The 22,386-nt window shown below is 53.4% G+C and carries 14 protein-coding genes; 7 read left to right on the forward strand and 7 right to left on the reverse strand.

Annotated elements, in window-relative coordinates:
* Position 1: 1 nt before the first annotated feature.
* A complete protein-coding gene (locus tag EHT87_RS15520) occupies positions 2 to 3,394 on the reverse strand; it encodes a TonB-dependent receptor (RefSeq protein WP_124907565.1) in 3,393 nt (1,130 codons plus the stop codon).
* Between the two features lie 384 nt (positions 3,395 to 3,778).
* On the opposite strand from EHT87_RS15520, the gene selD reads away from it, so the two are divergent.
* Together selD and EHT87_RS15530 are read left to right on the forward strand one after the other, a co-directional pair.
* Positions 3,779 to 4,825, forward strand: coding sequence for a selenide, water dikinase SelD (selD, locus tag EHT87_RS15525; protein WP_124907566.1), 1,047 nt, complete (start codon positions 3,779 to 3,781; stop codon positions 4,823 to 4,825).
* Positions 4,826 to 4,947: 122 nt separating this feature from the next.
* Positions 4,948 to 5,721: an alpha/beta fold hydrolase gene (locus EHT87_RS15530; RefSeq protein WP_124907567.1), complete on the forward strand. Its 774-nt coding sequence runs from the start codon at positions 4,948 to 4,950 to the stop codon at positions 5,719 to 5,721.
* Between the two features lie 54 nt (positions 5,722 to 5,775).
* Here the strand turns inward: EHT87_RS15530 and EHT87_RS15535 are convergent, their stop codons facing one another.
* Positions 5,776 to 6,357 carry a nitroreductase family protein gene (locus EHT87_RS15535; protein ID WP_124907568.1) on the reverse strand — a complete coding sequence of 194 codons (582 nt, stop codon included), beginning with the start codon at positions 6,355 to 6,357 and terminating at the stop codon, positions 5,776 to 5,778.
* A gap of 108 nt (positions 6,358 to 6,465) precedes the next feature.
* Here EHT87_RS15535 and EHT87_RS15540 point away from each other — a divergent pair, with 108 nt between their 5' ends.
* The 4 genes from EHT87_RS15540 (at position 6,466) to EHT87_RS15555 (ending at position 9,053) form a co-directional block, all read left to right on the forward strand.
* Entirely contained in the window at positions 6,466 to 7,167 is a 702-nt protein-coding gene (locus tag EHT87_RS15540; protein WP_124907569.1) for an SAM-dependent methyltransferase, read from the forward strand.
* Positions 7,168 to 7,188: 21 nt separating this feature from the next.
* On the forward strand, positions 7,189 to 7,830 hold the full coding sequence (locus tag EHT87_RS15545; protein ID WP_124907570.1) for an MBL fold metallo-hydrolase: 642 nt from the start codon (positions 7,189 to 7,191) through the stop codon (positions 7,828 to 7,830).
* A gap of 150 nt (positions 7,831 to 7,980) precedes the next feature.
* Positions 7,981 to 8,586 (forward strand): RNA polymerase sigma factor, encoded by a 606-nt coding sequence (locus EHT87_RS15550; RefSeq protein ID WP_124907571.1) that lies wholly within the window; start codon positions 7,981 to 7,983, stop codon positions 8,584 to 8,586.
* Between the two features lie 86 nt (positions 8,587 to 8,672).
* Positions 8,673 to 9,053: a hypothetical protein gene (locus tag EHT87_RS15555; protein WP_124907572.1), complete on the forward strand. Its 381-nt coding sequence runs from the start codon at positions 8,673 to 8,675 to the stop codon at positions 9,051 to 9,053.
* Positions 9,054 to 9,090: 37 nt separating this feature from the next.
* On the opposite strand, the gene EHT87_RS15560 is transcribed toward EHT87_RS15555, so the two are convergent.
* From EHT87_RS15560 to EHT87_RS15575, 4 genes are all read right to left on the reverse strand, one after another.
* Positions 9,091 to 9,519 carry a hypothetical protein gene (locus EHT87_RS15560; RefSeq protein WP_124907573.1) on the reverse strand — a complete coding sequence of 143 codons (429 nt, stop codon included), beginning with the start codon at positions 9,517 to 9,519 and terminating at the stop codon, positions 9,091 to 9,093.
* Entirely contained in the window at positions 9,516 to 10,817 is a 1,302-nt protein-coding gene (locus EHT87_RS15565; protein WP_185716240.1) for a caspase family protein, read from the reverse strand. Before EHT87_RS15565 ends, EHT87_RS15560 begins: the two co-directional genes overlap by 4 nt.
* 87 nt (positions 10,818 to 10,904) lie before the next feature.
* Positions 10,905 to 14,582: an nSTAND1 domain-containing NTPase gene (locus tag EHT87_RS15570; RefSeq protein WP_124907575.1), complete on the reverse strand. Its 3,678-nt coding sequence runs from the start codon at positions 14,580 to 14,582 to the stop codon at positions 10,905 to 10,907.
* 3 nt (positions 14,583 to 14,585) lie between these two features.
* On the reverse strand, positions 14,586 to 16,448 hold the full coding sequence (locus EHT87_RS15575; protein ID WP_124907576.1) for a CHAT domain-containing protein: 1,863 nt from the start codon (positions 16,446 to 16,448) through the stop codon (positions 14,586 to 14,588).
* A 504-nt stretch (positions 16,449 to 16,952) separates the two neighbouring features.
* Between EHT87_RS15575 and EHT87_RS15580 the strand changes: the two genes are divergently transcribed.
* Entirely contained in the window at positions 16,953 to 22,145 is a 5,193-nt protein-coding gene (locus EHT87_RS15580; protein WP_124907577.1) for a family 78 glycoside hydrolase catalytic domain, read from the forward strand.
* Here the strand turns inward: EHT87_RS15580 and EHT87_RS15585 are convergent.
* Entirely contained in the window at positions 22,134 to 22,352 is a 219-nt protein-coding gene (locus tag EHT87_RS15585; protein WP_124907578.1) for a hypothetical protein, read from the reverse strand. The genes EHT87_RS15580 and EHT87_RS15585 overlap by 12 nt on opposite strands.
* Between the last annotated feature and the right edge of the window lie 34 nt (positions 22,353 to 22,386).

Raw genomic sequence — 22,386 nt, forward strand, 5'->3', positions numbered from 1 at the left:
ATTAATTAAAGATATACCGGATACCGATCTGCGCCTGATAAACCGCATTGACGTTCTGGGCAGGCACAAACGAATCTTTCAGCAGAACCGTCTGCTTGTTAATAACCTGCGTTGCCAACCGGTAGGATGGCACACCCGTCGTCGTGTTGATACTCGCCAGCGTCAGTGGGTTAAACGTTGTCACCGAATTGCCTAAACCCCAGCTATTGTTCAGCAGGTTGCCTACGTTCAGGATGTCGGCACGGAATTGAATCGTGTTCTTCTTGCCTTTCGCGCCAACGGCTACGTAAAACTCCTGAATTACGGTGAAATCAAAACGGGTTAACCACGGATACTGACCACCATTCCGCTCGGCGTACTGACCGCGACGGGTTTTCAGGTAGTCATTGCCATTGATGTACGCTTCGAAAGCCGCCTGTTGCTGCTCCGGTGAATACGTAGCGGCCGGAAATGCAGGTGAGGTTGCCGTAGCAGCCTGTGCGGGTACCGTCAGTGGAAGGAAGGTTAGTTCAGAGGCATTTTTCGGCACATACAACAAATCGTTGGTCGTTTGTCCGTCCAGGTTCACATCCTGGTTGTAGGTGTACGAAATCTTGCTGCCACTGGTGGAGAGCATACCCAGCGTGAACGTCGTAGAACCGCCCAATTTGCCACCGTAGTTGATGCGGTAATTGGCATAGCCCACAATCTTGTGACGCAGATCCTGGTCGGAATACGCCGTCGTCAGGTAATTCTGACCGTAAATCGTCGGCACGTTGGCCTGAACCGTACTTCCGACAAAAGCCAGATCCCGGGCTTCACCATAGGTGTAGGCGATCATTCCACCCAAACCACGGGTAGCCGGTTTTTCCAACTTCGCCGTTACGATGTAGGAACTTCCTTTGTTGGTGTTTCTCAATACGAAGGCATTCGAAATTTGGGTGTTGTAATACCGGGCCGCTGCCAAACCAGCCGCCGGGACTCCGAAAGCGGGGAACAGTTGACGGTTGTCCGGGCCGCTCAGGGTCTTACCGCCCTCGGGCGCTTTCAGGTTGGCATCGATGTAGCGAAGGGCCTGGATATTTTTGTTGTAAACAAATTCCAGCGTTCCGATCAAGCCCCAGGGCAAACGCTGGTCGATGGCCAGGTTCGTTTTCCAGATTTGCGGGTATTTCAGGTTCTGATCTTCGGCGTTGATCTGATAAGGGGGCAGTTCGGCAATAGGAACTGGTTTGGGCCGAACAGCTTCAGGCAGCTTGCTTGGATCGGTTACAAATGGAAATGCCGTCGTATTCGTATAGTTAAAAGCGGCCGTGTTCACCCCGTTGTTACCCAGCTGATTGGAAATCAACACTTCCGGAATCCGGGAAACGAAAATACCGGTTCCTCCCCGGATTTGCGTCGTCTTGTTTCCTTTTACGTCGTAGTTAAACCCAATTCGGGGCGACAACAGCAGGCGCGCTTTCGGAAATGTTCCGGTCGTTACTTTGTAATTTTCCCCATTTTCATCCTTGAAAGTCAGACCGGCCACAATCGGGTTGTTAAAATCGGTCGCCGTGCTGTTGTCGTACTTGAAGATGTCAGCCCGCAAGCCAACAGTCAGTTTGAAATTCGGCGTAGCCTGGAACTCATCCTGAACATAGGCACTGTACAGATTGCGTTTCAGCGTCTGAAGCGGTTCGCCACCACCCGGTATCCGGGATGTCCGCAGGTTGTAGCGGGCTACCGTCACCGGCGAGGTCGTTGCGGTCGGGTTATTGATCGACGCTAAAGCCGCCGTCTTGAAGTCTTCGATGGAGTTATAAACATATACCCCGTTCGAGGAGGGGAAGAAGACGTTATTCGACGTGTAATGTTCAAAAACTACCCCAGCCGTCAACGTGTGTTTACCGGCAAAATAGCTGAAATTGTTGGTGATGTTCATCGTCGAATAATTCAGCTTGTTGTTCGGCGTGAACGGATCGAAACCGATGGACGTGTAGGTGCTACCGTCTTTCAGGATATCGATGGTCGGGAACAAAGCGGTTTTATACGTCCGGTCTTCAATCTGCTTGTTGTAGGTAAAGATGAGATTGTTGGCCGACTTTCCGCCAAAATTCGAGGTCAATTCAGCCGCAATCGAGCGGGTATTGTCAGCAATGATGTACCCGGAATTTTCCGGCGAAATCGCCAGGTTGCTGTTGGTCCGGTTTCCATTACCCGCCGTGTTGCTACTGTTGCTGTTGCTGATGATCGAACCCGTTTCCGAATTGTGGTGCGAATACCGCACCGACAGTTTGTGCTGATCGTTGATGTTGTAATCCAGGCGGATCAACCCTTTCCGGCTTTTCACGTCGTTGTTGAAGCCATCAAAGGCCCCCAGGCTGCGACCAAAATTCGTTTGCATAAACTGATCGAGGTCCTTCATGTCGGCTTCGGTAACCCGCGACACGTTGCTACCCGACTGACCCCGGTTTAGGCTCCAGGTCAGGGCCGGCGTGCTGCTATCGAACATCTCGCCGTTTACAAAGAAAAACAGCTTATTTTTGATGATCGGCCCACCCAGGCGAAAACCGTACGTTTTCTCGTTGATGTTGGGAGCCGGTGAAATCACCGTTCCGTCCGCTTTTTTGCCCACCAGGCTGTTATTCCGGAACAGGTGATAAACCGAACCCGAAAAGTCATTGGTTCCCGACCGGGTTACGGCGTTGACACCCGCCCCCGTAAAGCCTGACTGACGAATGTCGAACGGCGCCACGTTCACCTGAATCTGGTCGATGGCATCGAGTGAAACCGCTGTCGTACCGGTCCGGCCACCGGCCAGCGCCGAGCTACCCAGTCCGAAACCGTTGTTGAACACCGAACCATCGATGGTAAAGTTGTTGAACCGGGGATCCTGACCGGCAAACGACTGCCCGTTTCCGTAGGGGTTGTATTTCGAAATATCGGTAATGGACCGGCCAATGGTCGGAATGGTGTTGATGGCGTCCCGCCCGAACGAAGCAGCGGCCCCGGTGCGGTCCGAACTGAAAATATCGCTGCGGTTGCCCGAAACGACAATTTCAGAAAGCTGGGTACTTTCATCCGTCATCGAAAAATCGACATTGGCGGCCGTTCCCAAACTAGCCAGAATGTCACTTTTAACTTGTTCTTTAAACCCAACAAAAGTCGCCGTAACTGTATACGGCCCGCCAACCCGAACATTGGGAAATGTGTACCGACCTTCATTGTTCGTAACCGTTCCATACCGGGTACCGGAAGGCGTGTGAACGGCCACGATGGTTGCACCGGGAAGCCCATCTCCTTTTTGGTCTTTTACAAAACCCGCAATGGCAGAAGATGTCACCTGAGCCTGAACATTGCCTCCGCTAAACAAGGCAAGTGCCAGTCCGCTTAGTAAGGCTACCAGGTAGACAGACCGTAATTTTCTGTTCATAAAAATGGTTGATTTGGTTAAATTTGGTTTGAAGTGTATCTGAAACTTGCTACAGTTCACTACAAAGAAACGACATTTTTTTTTGTGACTCAACTAGCAGTTCTTAGTAAAGTACTATAATAACAATTTTACAAACAAGCTTTCCCCAAAAACTCCATAAATCTGTTTTTATCGTTCAATTTCCCCATATTATTTTTTTGTTACCATCGCCTTATCCCGGCTCCGGTTTTTGTACCCATTTTATATAATCTTCTACTATTCAGATAATTAACCGCAAATTGCACCTTCGCTGCCTTCCTCTTGTTTACCCTTTTTTAAACCTTTCTTTTTATATTTAAGTAATACAATTTTAGAAACCGAACTGAGGTTACACGTTCAACTGACATGATTCAACAAACGGAAATATACAAACTGGCTCAATTTAGCCGTAGCACGGGTTTTGGGGGTAAAATTGCCCCGGACGTCCTAAACTCGCTTTTGAACCCGCCATTGTCTTCCCGGCCCGATTTCCCGAATTTGCTGGTCGGATCGAACAGCCGCGACGATGCCGTGGTGCTGGAAACCGGACACGGGGAAGCCGTCGTTAGCAGTGCTGATTTCTTCGCTCCCTTTGTCGACGACCCCTACGATTTCGGACGAATTGCGTCCGCCAATGCGCTCAACACCATCTACGCCATGGGCGGAGAACCGCTGCTGGCGGTCGCCATTCTGGGTTGGCCAACCGACCAGATTACGGTCGAAATGGCCGGGCAAATCCTGGAGGGTGGCCGCGCCCTCTGCGCCGAAGCCGGTATTCCGCTGGCGGCCGTTCACAGCCTTGAAAGCAGCGAACCGTTTTTCGGTCTGGCCGTTACGGGCAAAGTCCGCCTGAATCATTTGAAGCAAATCAGTACCGCTACCGAAGGCTGCTGCCTGTATCTGACCAAACCGCTCGGAGTCGGTATTCTGACCACCGCCCGGCAAAAAGAAATTCTGAGTCCCGAGCACGCCGAACTGGCACTCCACCAAATGACCAAACTGAACACGTTCGGGGCCTTTCTGGGCAAACTGCCTTACGTCAAGGCGCTTACGCACGTTTCGGAATACGGTTTGCTGGGCCAACTCATAACGATGGCCGAAAGCAGCGGTCTGAGTACGGAAATTGACTTTCATAAAATTCCGGTGCTGCCCGTTTTGGGCGATTACCTGGCGCAGGGCTGCATTCCGGATGGAACGCACCGCAACTGGGACTATTTCGGAGAAAAAATCAACGAGTTAACGGAGGAACAGCGGTTTATTTTGGCAGATCCGCAACTCAGCGGGGGCTTGTTGATTGCGGTCGATTCGCGCAGCGCAACGCTCTTCGAGCAGATTGCCTTTGAATACAAACTTCATCTGAAGGCCTTCGGAGCGCTCATTGAAAAAAGAGAAAAGGTGGTTTACGTCCGCTAACTGTACCCGTTTAGTCCGCCCGTACAGCTAGTCCGTGAAAGATTCCTTACTTTTACCCGTGAAAACTAACGTCAAGATTTGCGGACTAAACGGGGCCGCCCGGCGGTTCGTGGGTACGTACTATGAAACTTTTTTCCCGACAAACCGGCGACACCGGCACGCCCATCATCATTCTGCACGGTATTTTCGGTTCGTCCGACAACTGGCTGACGATTTCTAAAACGATTGCGGAACACAACCACCGGGTCTTCCTGGTCGACCAGCGCAACCACGGGCGCTCTCCGCGTAGCGAAGTGTTCGATTATGACGCCATGGCCGCCGATTTGCAGGAGTTCATTACTGATTACCAGTTGGAAAAACCGATCGTTGTCGGCCACTCAATGGGTGGAAAAACTGTCATGCAGTTTGCCATGGACTATCCGGGCCAGTTCAGCCACCTGGTTATCGTTGACATTGCGCCTAAATTTTATCCCATACACCACGCCGAATTAATCCGGGGATTGAAAGCCATCGATCTTGCCAGCATCAAAAGCCGGAACGAAGCCGACGAAATTCTAAGTCAGTACGAACCCTTGCTTTCCGTCCGGCAATTCCTGCTGAAAAACCTGTTCCGTACCGAGCAGGGGCAATTTGACTGGCGGCTCAATCTGCCCGTCATCGAGCAGGAACTGTATGGCATCGGTGGTGAGTTGCGGAACGTCAGGACGGTCACAGAACCAACCCTGTTTATCCGGGGCAGCGAATCCCGTTACATCAAGGATAGCGATCAGGCCGAAATCAAACGAATATTTCCCAACAGCACCCTCGAAACCATTGACGGTGCCGGTCACTGGGTGCAAGCTGAAAAACCGGCCGAGTTTGTAGAGATCCTAATGCGGTTTCTGAAGGAGAATTAAAAAAGTGAAGAGTTGGCTGACGCGCTTGAATGCGTCAGCCAACTCTTCACTTTTTTAATTCTCTTCCACCCACGTCACTTTCTCCTCGATTGGTTTGCGAATCGCGGGTTTGGCTTTGGCGTTGTGGTATCCCATGTAAAAAAGTCCGACGCATTTTTGCGAGGAATTCAGGTTTAAAAATTCGCCCAGAGCCTCCAGATTGCCCGGCGTGCTCCAGTAAGCCCCTACATTTAAGGCCGTGGCTGTCAGCCACATATTCTGAACGGCACAGGCCACCGCGGCCAGTTCTTCCCATTCCGGCACCTTGTCGGGATGAAGTTGCATCGTAATGACCATGACGCAGGAGGATTGCAAAACCTTGGTGCGGGTGGTTTCGTACTTTCCTTCCGAAAATGCCGCCGGCGGTGTGTGTAACCGGTAGTTTTCAGCCAGAAAGTCGGCCAGCCTGAACAGCCCTTTTTCCCGAAAAATTGTGAACCGCCAGGGTTGCGTCAGGCGGTGAGTCGGGGCAAAATTGGCGTTTGCGACGATGGTTTCAATCACGTCGCGGGGGATTTGCTGATCGGTATAGTCGGGCGGAAAAATACTTCTGCGCGAGCGAATGATGTGGTTTATCGTTTCGAATGCGGTTTCCATGGTGCTTTATGAGTAATTTTGTTGAAAGTACAAAGCTAACCCATTCAGCGAATCCCTGTTTTCATCGATCCATGATTCGGGTTTGGCTGATTTATTAGTACCTGGAAAATGCCCATTCTGTATCTTATCCCAACGATTCTGGCCGAAAATACCGCCGAACACGTGTTGCCACCCCAAATTCGCGACGTAATCGGCCAGACGGGGACTTTTTTTGTCGAGAACGTCCGGACCGCCCGGCGCTTTATCAGCAGCCTGAAAACCGGTGTGGTTATCGACGAGCTAACCTTTTATGACCTCGACAAAGACACGCCCGAAGCCGAAACCCGGCAACAACTTCACTTCCTGAAGCTGCAAAACCGGGATGCGGGCGTGTTGTCCGAAGCCGGTTGCCCCGGTGTGGCCGATCCCGGTGCCGTGGCCGTGCGGCTGGCCCATCAGACGGGCTGGCAGGTCCGGCCGCTGGTTGGTCCGTCGTCCATTCTTCTGGCGTTGATGGCGTCGGGCATGAGCGGACAGTCGTTTGCCTTTCACGGGTATCTGTCGATCGAAAAACCGGCCCGGCTTCAGGAAATCAAGCAGTTGGAAATGGACGCCCGCAAACGGCTGCAAACGCAGATCTTCATGGAAACGCCCTACCGCAACAACCACCTTCTGGCGGATATTCTAACCGCCTGCAATCCCGAAACCCGCCTGTGTATTGCCTGCAATTTGACAGCCAGTGACGAGCTGGTCAAGACGCTCAGCATCCGCGAATGGAAGGCCCAAACACCGGATTTGCACAAAAAACCGAGCTTGTTTTTACTCCTGTAATGCTATTCGATACCCGGTAAAATGGTACAGATCCAGTCATTTACGTTTAACCCGTTAGCCGAAAATACCTACGTCTTATACGACGAAACGCTCGAAGCGGTAATCATCGATCCGGGTTGTTACGACCCGGCCGAAAAAGCGGAACTGACCGCTTTCATGACGCAAAATAAGCTGAAACCCGTTAAACTGCTCAATACGCACGCCCACATCGATCACGTGCTGGGGAATGCGTTTGTCAAACGGACCTACGGAATTGATTTATACCTCCACGAGAGCGATCTGCCAGTTTTGAGATCCGCCAAAATCCTGGCTCCGCACTACGGGATTAGGGCCTACGAAGAAACCGATGTCGATCATTTTCTGCTGGCCGGGCAAATCATCACGTTCGGAAATTCGGAGCTTGAAGTGCGTTTCGTACCGGGACATGCGCCGGGCCACGTGGCTTTTGTTAACCACGCCGGCCGCTTCGTAATTGGGGGCGACGTGCTGTTTCGGGGCAGCGTTGGCCGAACCGACTTCCCGCTTTCGGATTTTGACACCCTGGCCCGCAGCATCCGGACCCAGTTGTATACCCTGCCCGACGACTACACGGTTTATCCCGGGCACCTGGACTCGACCACCATTGGCCGGGAGAAAAAATCAAATCCGTTTGTCAGGATCTGAACGCGCGCCGAATGACAGGGCATGGGCAGACCGGTGTGCGGGAATTAAATATGGTATTTATTCAATAGTTTCTGGCACTTGTTTTTTAAAACCAGAACAATTTCTATTTTTGGAAAGCAAGACCGCTGCAATATCGTAGAAAAGGGCTAGATGAACAGACTGAATAAAAATCCGGTTTTCTCCGAAAAGTCCGAAGTATGGCAGCAGTTTAAAAAGGGGAATTTTCTCGCTTTGCAGGCTCTGATGGAGCAGTACGGGCGTTTTCTCTTTTCCTACGGCAGTAAATATTCCGACGACGCTGACTTTATAAAAGACTGCATTCAGGACCTTTTCCTGGAAATGTGGCAAAAACGGGCCGAACTCAACGATAACGTTGTGATAAAAGCCTACCTGCTGGCTTGCCTTCGCCGGCAGATTCAGCGCGCCATTGACATCCGGCGCATGAAGCCCGGCCATCTGACCACCAATGCCGATCATTTTTCGGTGGAATTTTCGGTGAATCCAAATTTAGTGGAAGATGAAACCGCCCGCCAGGTGGTCGGCAACGTGCAACGGCTCATTGAGCAATTGCCCAAACGGCAACAGGAAGTGGTTTATCTGAAGTTTTTTCAGGAACTGGACCGTGACCACATCGCCGTGGTGATGCGCACAGCCCCCCAGTCGGTTTCCAATTTGCTTCAGGAAGCCATCAGGTACTTCAGATGCCAGTGGAAAGCGGGTTTCTCCTTGATTTCACTACTTAGTATGGTGTTTTGATTGCAGTGCCGTTTCAGGAAATTGCCGTTCAATGATGAATCCGCAGCGCCGGATTCCTGATAGTTCAACCAGCAGACAGCCATCGGATGCAGCCGCAGCACAACCCGAATATCGAAAAATTGATCTGGAATGAATCCTTCCGGAAGTGGGTTTTGCAGCCCACGGCCGAAAGCGATGCCTTCTGGTATCTCTGGCAAGTCTCTAATCCCGACCGCGCGGCAGATTTCAGGCTCGCCCGAACGGTGGTGGCGGCTTTGCAGGTGCACGACCGGCCACTACCCGAAGCGGAGCTACAACAACTGATTGCCCGTACCGTTGCGCTGGCTAAAAAGGAACGGCCCTTTCAAAGCGCGAAACCGGTTTTTCGCCTTTTCCGGTGGCCACTACCGGACTGGACGGCTTTCGTTCTTCTGGTTTCGACCTGGAGTCGGGTGAAATGTAAACTGGCGACCTTCGTAAAAATATAGTTCGGTTGAACTGACGACCGAAGCCGTGGAGCGTATCTTAATCTTCTGGATTTAACGCCAGTTTGCCATCGGCGCCGAGGTAAATCCGGTAGCGCGAACCGCGCCGAACGGTGTATTTATTACTTCGGGCCGGATCGGTTTTCAGCCGAACGAAAAGCTGGGCGTTGTTGGTCGGATAAATGCTCACGTTGCTGGCCTGAATCGTAAAAGCCGACCATTGTTTCATGTCTTTACTGATTTCAAGGGTGGCCGGTTTGGTGTAATCGTTCACCAGAATAACACTTTTCTGGCTGTAACTGATCGTCACTTTGCGACTCGAATCCGGCACAGACGCATCCATGAAAAAAACCTTGATGTAACTCACTTCCAGCGTGTCGCCTTTCGTCCGGCTGGAATCCGCCGAAACCGGTTTTCCCAACACCGGGATTCCCAATCCAAAAAGGCCGATGAACAGAAGCCGTTTCATTCCGATTTGCTGGCTAACCGCATTTTTCGTTTGAACAGAAAATCACCCGCGCCCGGCGTCAAGCCTTTAATGTGCCCGTAGGTCGGTTTCTGGCGGATTTGCGTTTTGTTGTGAACTTCGTTTTTAAGGCTGTCAAAGAGCTCTTCCGACGGCAGATACTCTTCCGAATTGGTGGCCAGCCGCCGGATAAAGTACTCCAGAAAAACACTGTTGTCGGGCACTTCTTCCAGCGAACTGCAACTCATGGCTTTCCGGCTTTTCTGGTTGTATTTTTCATCCCAGGTCTGCAGTTTCTGATTGGTCATCACCTGATACGACACGATCGTGGCACCGTAACACGCATCGACCACCAGCAAAAGGTGCTGGGTCCGCATTTCATTCAGAATAGACACCAGCGATGCATTGGACAGATAGCTGTCGAGGTCTTCCTGCCGGGTGTCCTGCAACGCCCAAAATCCGTTGTTTTCGTCGGTACTCACACTGTGTCCGGCAAAGAAAATCAGCAGGTTATCGTCGCTCAACAGCCGGTAAGAAAGGGCCGTCAGCGTATCTTTCACCATTTTTTTGGTGGCATTGGGCAAGCGGATAATCGACGTAAAATCGTACCGCTGGCGAAGCACACTATCCAGCCGGGCCATGTCGCTACGGGGGCGGTTGAGCTTGATCCGTTCGTCGCTGTAGTCGTTGATGCCGATCAAAACGGCGTGATACCGGGCGGTTGTTACCGAGGGCCGTTTCAGTTTGGCGGGCAGCGGATACTCATTGTTCCGTTCCGTTTTTCGGATCACCGAAACCTGAAGGTCATACACCGCCGGCGACATATTCGGATTGGAAATGTAAACAAAAATGAATTTAAGGCTTGAATTGTCCAGCGACAGTTTTCGCCCGGTATTGTCCGTAAAATTTACGGTCTGGGTGATGGGCACTTTCAACGTTAAATCCTTCAGGGTGTCGATGTTAGCGGACAAAACCGCGTAGGCATTTGTTTTCGATCCACTGGTGGCCCGCTCGTCGATGGTGCAATTCCCGTAACAGTTCCGGATGGAAATAATCAGGTTCCGGTTCGACTGGATGGGCGTCACTTTCACCTGTAGCGTATCGCCAATCCGCAACCGGACGCTATCGGCATTAACGGGATAAAACCGGTTAAAATGCCGCCCGGAGCCGGTTACACTAAAGGCCATGGCCGGTATTGAATCGTTCTTAAACTGAACAACCGGTTCTCCCACCGCCTGCCCGCGCGTTGGCAGACTCGCTACACAGAGGCAAATCAAAACCAGGCCAACGAAGGGTTTCATACGGATCGACACGTTTTTCTGCAAATAAGGTACATAATCGAGCACTCGCATACAAAGACTTTTTGTGTAACTGGCCGATATTCAGCCTTAATCCCTAAAAGATTGCCAGATCGCTTCCCAAAAGGAGGTTTGCAGCTTGTACTGGTCCCGGACATCGTCCAGAATCGTCCGCCGTTTGGTAGCCGAAATGTGCTGATTGAGCCACGGAATGATGAAATTCGGCCCCGGCCAGATCGACACCCGGTTATTCTGAACCGTATAATACACAGAGCCATCCTGCAAAAACCGGTATTGGTTCACCGCTCCCACCCATTCCAGCAACCGCTGCCCGTTCATGCTCCACCAAATGGATTGTCCTTCGGACTGGAGGGTGGCCAGAAGCAAACCGTCCGGCGAAAATTCGGCCACCTCCACGACCTTGTTGTGATTGAACAAACTGAGCCCCCCGGTTTTTCGACTCCAGACAAAAGCCTGATTTTCGCCGGACAGCAGAATCATGATCTCCTCGCCGGAAGGTGAAACCCGGAAAGCGGTAAGCCGATAGCCTTCGGATAAGCGCACGGTTTTCAGTGGATAGGTGGCCACCGGCTTGCCCTGCTGATTCCATACCGACAAGACGTCGGTTTCGCCAACCGTCAGGCCAACGATCGATGCCCCGTCCGGACTGATGGTTCCGGCCGCCTGTTTGCCCGGCAGTTCAATCACCTTGCGGTCAGCACGGCTCCAGAAATACAGTTTCCCATTCCTCGACCGAAGTAATAATTCCTGTCCATTGTCTGACAAAAAGGCGCTCTTGTCTTCCAGACTGATCGGAATGCTATCGATTTGTTGCCCTTTGGAATTCCACAGAAGTCCTTTCCCGGTTTTGGTACGCGTCAGCAAAACCTGATGGTCGTCGGAAAAATCGGCGACTTCGCCCGTCAAACCGATCAGGCGCCGATCCTGCCGGTTCCAGCACGAGACATCCTTTCCGATGTTGATGATGAAAATAGTCCGCGCGTCGTTCGAAGCCAGAACCCGATCCATGACCGAATCGGTGGCCATCGAATCGACCACCGCGCCCGCCCGGTTCCAGACGTAGATCCAATTCGCATCCGTCAGCGTCGTAATGAACGCCCCATCCGCCGAAACATCAAAATCCCGGACACCTTCCAGGTGCGGCAATTCCACCAGCCGTTCATCGTTGAGCTTCCAGAGAAAAACTTTCCCTTCTTCCGTATGGGTAAGAATGGTTTTCCCATCGGGAGAAAAAAACGCCGACGCAACCGCAGCCGTATGGGATAATTTTCCCTTGAACTGTTTGTTGGCATCCCGTAATTCGACGTCCGTATCGACCACAATCAGAGTCGTTTGTCCATCCGGCGACAATTCGACGGTTCTGATTCGCCGTTCATACGCCAGGGTATCCAGCACCTTGCCGGCCGCATCCCACCAGTAAACCACCTTCCCGACGGCAGCCGCCAGCCGTTGACCATCGCGGGAGAATTTCACTTCCGGGAAGAGGAAATTCTTGTTCAGGAGCTGTAAGGGCCATAGCTTTCGGGTGGTTCGATCCCAGCGAAAAACCCGCCCATTCATGGTACTGACGATCAGCATGGATCCATCGGCGTTTATTTCAGCCGATAAAACCGCGTCAGGCATCGTCAGCGAGTCCAGCAGGTGTTTGCCGTGCCGATCCCAGATCTGAATTTTTTTATTCAGATTCACCTCCGAATCCGCATCTGACAGGGTCGGAACAGTCAGCATCATCCGTCCGTCCATGGAATACCCCGCCAGCTCGACCGGCGGCATGGACTTGAGGGTTTCCGGCTTGCTGCCATCCGTCCGCCAGATCGTGATCAAACCGCTGTCGTTCGTCGTCAGAACCGTTTGCCCATCCGGCGACATCGTGGCCGTGTTGATGGTGCTGTCGTTCCCCATTCGTTGCAGGGTGTGGCTTTCCAGATCGCCCAGGAACAGCTTGCCCGGTTCCACCAGCGCCACCACCCGCCGGCCATCACCCGATAGTTCGACCGACAAATACCGGCCCGGAATAAACAATCCATCGCCCAGCGGCTCACCGGTTGCGCTCCGCCGGTAAACCATATTATCTTCCGCTACCAGCAGCAGTGACCGCCCGTCGAACGAATAATCGATGCCCCGAATGGCCGTGCCGTTCAGCTCCAGTTTCGACGAATAAAGCCGGTGGTTGTAAAAATGATTGTAGAGTGATTTTCGGTTCAGGTCGTTGGGGTCCTGTTCATAGGCCACCGCCACCGTCACCAGCGCCTGCACGGGGTCCATGCCGTCGGCCTGCAACACGATGCGCGTCCGGTTGGTTTTATTCCACTGATCGACGGCAAACCAGACCGAAGCCAGCGCCACCACCAGCAATACCGACACAAAGGCGACCGTCCGTTTTAAACGGGCATTTTTACGCTGCTGTTCTTCCAGTTCCCGGCGCTGTTCGCGCCGGTGAAATTCGCGGCTATCCTCGATGTATTTCCACTTTTCGGCACTTTCGGCTTTGCTCAGGCTGCGGTCCAGTTCGCCCTGGATGGCGGTTTCGTACAGCTGAATTTCGGACAACCGGCGCGGGGGAAGCAGCAAATCGTCGGCCTGTTTTTTTTCGGTATATTCGCGATACGCATCTTTCAGCCGCCGAATAATGTCGTTGATCTGTCGTTGTTCCGCCGAACGCCCTTTATCGATCACCTTGGCCAGACTATCGTGCGCCAGTTCGTAGGTGTCGTCGTCCCGGCGAACCAGGCGGGTGCGTTCCAGTTCGCCCAAAACCGGCACCAGCAGTGCAACCGGCAAACCGGTATTTTCTTCCAGCGACGCAAGCCGGTGTTCCCGGCGCGTCCCTTCGTAGGTGACAAAGGCTTCCAGAATGGTCGAAACGGCGGGCTGCTCGTCCGGCGGCAATCGGTCGGTGATGGATTTCTTTTGTTCGACCAGAAAAACTTCCAGCACATCATCGATCCGGCCCACCTGCTCCACCAAAGCCGGCGTAATCCAGACCGGCGGTTCCGGCTCTTTTTCGTTTTCCAGCCGCCAGAGCCGATCCAGATACACCTGAAGATACGGCAACTGGAAGGTATTGGCCGAACTGCGGTTATTTTCCAGAATCAGCCTGACCGTCCGGGGTTCATCCACCAGCCGAACGTCTTGAATCTGGCTGAAGGTGCCGGTAATGACTTCCTGCAAATTCCGTTCGCTCATCGGCTCGACCCGCATCCGGAAATCGAACAAACCGGGCAGTTGATCCTCAAATCCGTAGAGGTACGCCAGAAAATCTTCCCGGATCACCAGCACGATTTTACAGGCCAGCGACGACTGATCGACCGCTTTTAAAAAACCGGCAAACCAGGTCTGCTCCTCCGCCGTACCGCTGATAAACAGTTCTTCGAGTTGGTCGAACAGCAGGTAAATCGGGCGCAGCGCGTAGCGAATACACTCCGCAATGAGGGCAAGCGGTTCCGTCGTGGCGGTTTCCTCCAGCATACCGGTCAGCGTCGTAACCAGCGTCTGCCGCAAATCGCCCCGGCGCCGGATGGGCATCGAAAAATAATCGGATGCGGGAATGGCTTTGGCCAGACCACACTGTACCAGGCTGGTTTTTCCGGTTCCCGACGGGCCATACACCAGAATGAGCCGGGAACGGAAGAGCAGTTCGACGAGCCGTTTTTGCTCCGCGTTCCGACCAAAAAACCGGGATTGATCAGCGGCCGTGTAGGCATCAAGAAATTTAAACGGACTGCTAACGGGCGGGTGAGCGGACATGGTTTAGTCAGACAGAGAAAGCAGGTCGATGTTGAGATCGGTATTTTCGGAAACGGGTTCGTTTTCGGTCATCGCCAGCGGATCGGGTAAAGAAACGAGCGTAAAAACGGTACTGAATTGTTCGCGCAGCGTCGTAAAGTCCTGTTTCTGGAGCAGTTCCGTTTCAGTGGGTTTAAACAACACGCTCATCAACGGATCTTCGGGCCGGGCGATGTGCTTGAACTGAAGCGTTCCGGTTTGCGACGAATGAAAACTGTACGGATCGAAAACATTGCTTTTGATGTACACATTCCGGTCGATCAGCAAGGGGGAAAGGTTCAGAAAATCGGCGGTTTCGGGTTCGCCGGTAGCGGTTTCCCGCCGGACTTTCACCAGCAGCACGGATTGTGACGCCCAGGGATTTATCATTTTAACCTCCTGAAATGACTTGTCTTCGTACGGATTCTGAGTCGTCCGCAATACCGCCTTTTCGTGATTATATTCTTCCTGGCGGTAAAAAAAACGCACGACGCGAATGTTTTTGTACGATTCGAGCTGGTAGTTGGCCCAGAACCCGAGCCGTTTGCACAGTTCCACCAGTTGATCCTCGCCCACCTGACAGAGCGACGGAATGCTGGCCAGTCCGGCGGATTTGGCGAGCCGCCGGCGGAGATCGTCAAAAAATAGAACGCACTCGTAGAAAGCCTCCCGTTCGTCGAAGTGCCGGGCCAGTTCCTGCATTTCCGGAATAAAGAGCGCGACCTGGCTTTCCATCAGAAACGCACTCAGATTTTTCAGCGCCCGTTCCAACTGGATCGGTTCCAGATTCGACCAGCCTTCCGTCACCAGGCGCTGCACCAGGGCGGTGGTTTCGGTCGTCATAGGTGGTTTGACTCCCTCTTTCCGGTACCGAATCAGCCGGTCGAGCACCTGCGCCAGCATCGTAATGACCAGTAAATCAATCGCCGACTCAAACAAAGCCGTATAATTGAGGAGCCGCTCCTGATCGCATTTAATCGGCATTTTCTTGCCTTCGGGCGTGAACGGGGGCGTAAATAACCGGCGGAGTGGCTCGGCAATCGGATACGGCAGGCGGCTCAAAATGGCATCGTTGATCCAGAGAATCTGCGACTCCGGCGACTGCTTACTGACCTGCATGAACTTCTCCCGCAAACTGGGTTCGTATTTATTGAGGGCATTGAACAGCGCATTGCGCAGGGCGCTGTTCGGCTTGTAGTCGACGGCAGTTTGTTCGGCAGCCGTGGGCAGTTCCCAACGCGCGGCTTCGTCGGACGGACGGTGGAAATACCAGAGGTTCCGGTTAACTTCTTCTTCCGACAGATCGACCATCGCCCTGTCAACCACCTGAATAGTAGTCGCTTCGCTCACCTGCAATTTCAGTTGGGCTATATCGAGGGATTCTTCTACGGAATGCTGATTGGCCAGAGCACGGTAAAATGTGAGGGCAAAAACCGATGCGGCTTTGTCTTCAATCGGCGTGCTGGTGGCAATAATGGCCGCTTTCACGTTCTGGGCCGCCAGCAGCCGAATGTGCTGGAGAGTAGAGCAGCCATTGAGAAAAACCAGCTTCAGATTCGGGCAACGGCCGAGCAACTGGGCAATGCCCACGCCCCGCGCCACCGTATCTTCAAGTTGCAAAACCGAACTGCCAGCGTGACCGCTGAAATGAAAAAGGCTCAAGGTTTGCTGGTAAGCCGCCAGCTTGTCGGCTACCGAGCTGGTCGAGGCAAATGAATCCCGCACTTTCTGAAAGTGGCCTTTGCTACTCCGCAGATCCAGCAGACGGTCGATACCGTCGTCTTCATCCCGCAAAGAGGGCAAAGGATGATCCCGGTCGTTGGCAAAACAAAAAAGCAGGGTGTCCATCTCGGTGGTAACAAATTGTAACTTAGGGCTATGGGCGCAATCCGCAGGGACTTTGGTCGGAAGGAATTGAACCCGGCGACTAAACCGCTGTCAGAAATTGGAAGGTAAGTAATAAGTCGTTAGATTCAAAATTGCCCAGAAACCGCACGCTGTCTCCAAACTTTTACCGTCTGATAACTTAACTCCATCTCTAAAAGATTATGCCTTCATTTATCTGTATACTTACTCTATCTATCAATTTATTCTGGATTTAATACTATTATTCCCCAGTAAAACCGGGTAATCCGAAGGAAACTTGCAAAATTCAAACCCAATTTTAATGTCTGACAAATAGTGGAACAACTATTGATAGAACAGGTTAGAAACCAGAAAGCAGAAGTGGGTAATTGTCTGCTTATTAGTGGACGAATCTACCGCTGTTTACCAACCTGGTGACGGAATCGGACTGGTTTGGGCCTTTAAGTGATGCACTATGATACCGCTACCTATTTAAAAAAGAACTCTATGAATTGGATTCTCTACGGATTAGTACTCTGCCTTTCTTTGCCAGCCTTTGCCCAGCGAACCCTGACGATCGCTGATCTTCATACCGAAAATCTGACCAATCCGGAAGGCATTACCAGGTCGGCACCCCGCCTGAGCTGGATTCTGACCAGCAATCAGCGAAATCTGAAACAGGACAAATACCAGATTCTGGTGGCGTCTTCGCTGGACAAACTCAACCAGAACGAAGGCGACTTATGGAACTCGGGGCTCGTAACCAGCGATCGGTCGCAGTGGGTTGCCTACGCGGGCCAGGCCCTGAACAGCCGCCAGCTATGCTTCTGGAAAGTTAAAATACGAAGCAAAGACGGTGTCGAGTCGGGCTGGAGCCAACCCGCCCGGTGGACGATGGGCCTGCTGCAATCGACCGACTGGACGGCGCAGTGGATCGGACTGGAACAGGCTTTTGAATGGGACGCACCCAGGGCGGTCAACACCCGGTTGTCGGCCCGGTATTTTCGGAAACAGGCTACGTTAACCAAACCGATCAAGCAGGCAACCGCCTACATCAGTGGCCTGGGCCTGTATGAACTCTCCCTGAACGGCCGGAAAGTTGGTGACGCCGTGCTGGCTCCGGGGCCCACCGAGTACGACAAACGGGTGTTGTACAATACCTACGATGTGACAACCTATTTGCAAGCGGGCGATAATGCGTTTGGGGTCACCCTCGGCAACGGACGGTATTTTGGGATGCGCGTCGGTCAGCCCAAAGTTCCTGCCACCACCAACTACGGCTATCCGAAACTGCGGTTGCAGATAGAAGTGACTTATACCGACGGAACGACCGAAAAAATTGTGAGTGATCCGTCCTGGAAAGTAACGGCGGATGGGCCGATCCGGGCTAACAATGAATTCGACGGAGAAGAATACGATGCTACGCGTGAATTAACCGGCTGGGATCAAACGGGTTACAATGCCGACAGCTGGCTAACCGCTTCAGTAGTCAATGCGCCGGCCAGCCGGATCGAGTCCCAAACTAACCCGCCCATCCGGGTGACCCAAACCCTGGCCCCTGTTTCGGTGCAGCAACCCGAACCCGGAAAATACGTTTTCGATCTGGGGCAGAATATGGTCGGCTGGGCCCGACTGAAGGTGCAGGGCCCCCGGGGCACGCGGGTGGTTTTGCGGTTTGCGGAAAACATCCAAAGCGATGGAAACCTACAAACCGACAACCTGCGTTCGGCAGAAGCCAAAGACACCTACACGCTCAAAGGCGGGGGCGAAGAAATCTGGGAACCGCGGTTTACCTACCACGGTTTTCGCTACGTTGAAGTGACCGGCTATCCGGGAACGCCGACCACCCAATCGCTGGAAGGCCGGATTGTACACGACGATTTGCCGCAGACCGGAACATTGACGACGTCGAATGACTTGCTCAACAAGATTTATAGCAATGCGTTCTGGTCGATCCGGGGCAATTACCGGGGCATCCCGACCGACTGCCCGCAACGTGACGAACGGCAGGGCTGGCTCGGCGACCGCGCGACGGTTTCGACGGGCGAAAGTTTCATTTATGACAACCAGAGCCTGTATGCCAAATGGCTGGACGACATCGAAAGCGCGCAAAAACCGGACGGTGGTATCCCGGATATTGTTCCCACATATTGGAAATACGCAACTCCCAGCGTCACCTGGCCTTCAACCTATGTGCTGGTGGCCAACATGTTATACGAGCAATTTGGCGATGATGAGCCGATTCGGAAGCACTATGCATCCATGAAGAAGTGGGTGACGTATCTGGAAAAATACAGTGAAAATTACATTCAGCAGGCGGATGAATACGGCGACTGGGCGCTACCGCCGGAATCGATGTACCTGACCAAGTCGGAAGATCCTACGCGAAAAACCGATGGCAGGCTACTCAATACCGCCTACTATTATTACGTATTGAAACGGATGGAACAGTTTGCCGTCCTGACGGGCAACGAAGGCGACCGCGCCACCTTCAGCAGCCGGGCGGCTTTGGTCAAATCGGCCTTTAACCAGACGTTTCTGAATCCCGTTACAGGGCAATACAGCAACAATACCGTTACCGCTAACCTCCTGGCGCTGGCTTGCGGGTTGGTACCCGACGAACTTCGTCAAGCGGTTTTTAACCAGATGACGGCGGTGATCGAAGGAAAATTCAACGGCCAGATCAGTACGGGCGTTGTGGGCACGCAGTGGCTGATGCGGACGTTGACGGCGAATGGCCGGTCAGACCTGGCGATGCGGCTGGCGACCAATACCGCCTATCCGAGTTGGGGTTACATGGTTCAGAATGGCGCAACAACGACCTGGGAACTGTGGAATGGCAACAAGGCCCCGGCGTTTATGAACTCGGGCAACCACGTCATGCAACTGGGTGATTTGCCCATCTGGCTCTATGAAAATATAGCCGGAATCAAATCCGGAGAGGCCGGGTTCAAATCCATCGTGATGCGCCCCGTTCCCGCCGGCAATCTGAACCGGGTTAGTTCAACCTTCGCTTCGGCCTACGGCACCATTGCCAGCGAATGGACGGCTGCGGATGGGGAGTTTCGCTGGAAAATTACCGTACCCGGTAATACCACGGCGCTGGTTTCCATACCCGCCGACAAGCTGGCATCGGTTCGGGAGGGCAACCAGCCAGCCGAAAACGCAACAGGCGTGACGTTTCTGCGGATTGAAGACGGCCGGGCGCTGTTTCAGGTGGGGTCTGGTACGTATGATTTCCTGTCAACGCCGGAGACCCCCGAAAACCGCCCGCCAGTCGCACCGGCTTTTGCCCCGCCCACCGGAACGGTAAATAAAGCCTATACCTACACCCTGCCGGCTTTTACCGATCCGGAAGGGGGTGCGGTAACCCACACTCTCAGCGGCACCGTTGCCGGTCTGACCTTTAACTCAACCACCCGGGTGCTGAGTGGTACGCCCACCACCGCCGGAACGTATCCGCTGGTGGTGCAGGCCACCGATCCACAGGGAACCTCCACGACCGCTACGTTGTCGATCGTCATCAACAACACCCTGAACGGGTTTGATGGTTATCTGGATCAGGTCCGTTGTGACAGCATTACAGGCTGGGCCTGGAACCGGGACCGGCCCAATTTTGCCGTCACCATCGAGTTTCTGGACGGCGCGACCGTCGAATCAGCCACCGTTATCGGTACGACCGTGGCCGACTTTTACCGCCAGGATTTGAAAAATGCGGGAAAAGGAAACGGAGCGCACGGGTACCGGTTTCTGGTTCCGGAGCGTTTAAAAGACGCTCAATCACACACCATCTGGGGGCGGGTCGAGGGGACCTACCTTCTGAAATGGTCGCCCAAAACCCTGACTTGTGAGAGCCCGATAACGCCCCCGCCACCCAATCTGCCACCGGTTGCTCCTTCGGTTGCCTCACTCAGCCTGACGGTCGGCCAATCGTTCACGACGCCCCTGCCCCCGTTTACCGATCCGGATAATGATCCATTGACCTACAGCCTGGCGGGGTCGGTGCCCGGGCTGACTTTCAGTGCGGCTTCCCGGATGCTGAGCGGTACGCCAGCGACGGCCGGTGTGTTCAGCCTGACCTACACGGCCACCGATGCGAATCTGGCCACACCTGCGGTTTTTAGTGTTTCCGTTGAAAGTCCACCGGTTGTCAACACACCACCGGTAGCGCCGGCACCCCAATCGTTTTCGGCCCTGACCGGGCAAGCTTACTCGACGACCCTGCCCCCATTCACCGATCCGGAAAATGGGCCATTGACCTACAGTCTGGCGGGAATTGTACCGGGTCTGAACTTCAATACGGGCAGCCGTATACTGAGTGGTACGCCCACCACAACCGGTACGTATAGCCTGACCTACACCGCTACCGACGCCCGGAATTTGGCCCAAAGTGTCGATGTAACCGTAATTATTTCGAATACCGCTACCACTTCCCCCCCATTGAGTCTGGCGGGATACGACGGTTATCTATCGACGGTCAACTGCGCTGTTTTTTCGGGCTGGGTGTGGCACCGGGACAAACCCAATGTGCCGCTCACCGTTGAATTTCTGGAGGGGGCTACACTTGAAACCGCCAGGCGGATCGACGCCATTCTGGCCGATATTTTTCGGCAGGATTTAAAAACCGCCAACAAAGGAAATGGCAACCACGGGTATGCCTTTGCCGTTCCCGAAAGTCTGAAAGACAATCAGTCTCACACCATCTGGGCGCGGGTTGAGGGGGCGGCTTATGTGCTTCGCCAGTCGCCCAAATCGATCACCTGCGAAAGCTCTGCCACCCCTGCGCCGAATCAGCCACCGGTCAACAAAGCCCCCGTGGCTCCCACTCTGGCGTCCACGACCGCAACCCTTGGTCAGTCATATGCCACCACCCTGGCGGCTTTTACCGATCCCGAAAACGGGACCTTGACCTATGCTGTGGCGGGGCTTCCTGCCTGGCTCAGTTTCAATTCCGACACCCGCGTTTTAAGTGGCACACCTACTGCAATGGGCACCCATTCTCTGACGTATACCGCCACGGACGATAAAAATGCCAAAACCAGCCTCACTCTGACGCTGACCGTTAATCCAGCTCCGGTCACAGGAAACTTTCAAGGCTACCTGGATCTGGTCAATTGTACGAGTTTTTCGGGCTGGGTGTGGAACCGGGATAAACCCAATACCGCCGTCACCATCGAGTTTCTGGAGGGGGCAACGCTGGCCACGGCCAAAGTAGCCGGAACGGCAACGGCCGACATTTTCCGGCAAGATTTAAAAGATGCCGGAAAAGGCAATGGAGCCCACGGTTATTTTTATACCGTACCCCAAAGCCTGAAAAACAGCCAGCAACGCACCATTTGGGGGCGGGTTCAGGGCAATAGCTATGTGCTCTTATGGTCGCCCAAAACCATCACCTGCGCGCCGAATCAACGGATTGGAACGGAAGAAAAGGCCGATGACAAATCGGTTCAGGATCTTTTCATCACGCCAAACCCAACAACCGGGCTGGTTACTGCCCGCTTCCAGTTGGTCGAAAATCAAAAAGCCACGTTAAGTGTCACCGACCTGTCGGGCCGAACGTTGCATCAGCGCGACGTTTTGGGAACGGGTCGGCCCCAGGAAGAAACCATCGATATGAGACCAAACGCCGACGGAATGTATTTCATTCATCTCAAAACCGCCCGGCAAACCCGAAGTGGGCGGGTGCTTTTACACCGGTAAGGCCCGGGAACCGGCTTGCCCAATCGACACGCCGGTTCCGGGTTCAGTGTCGTCGCCTTCTTCACCGCCGTCGGGTTCGAGCGTATCGTTTTCATCTTCCCGGGGCGCATCCGGGGGATTCATCAGTTCGGGCTTGGTTTCCAGACCAATCGCGTCCCGGTGGATTTCTTCTTCGGTTCTTTCCTGAACAGATTCCTGATTATTCATTGTATGGGATCATAGAGTATACGCCTTCTGTAAC

It is taken from the genome of Larkinella knui (assembly GCF_003858645.1).
Taxonomy (GTDB): domain Bacteria; phylum Bacteroidota; class Bacteroidia; order Cytophagales; family Spirosomataceae; genus Larkinella; species Larkinella knui.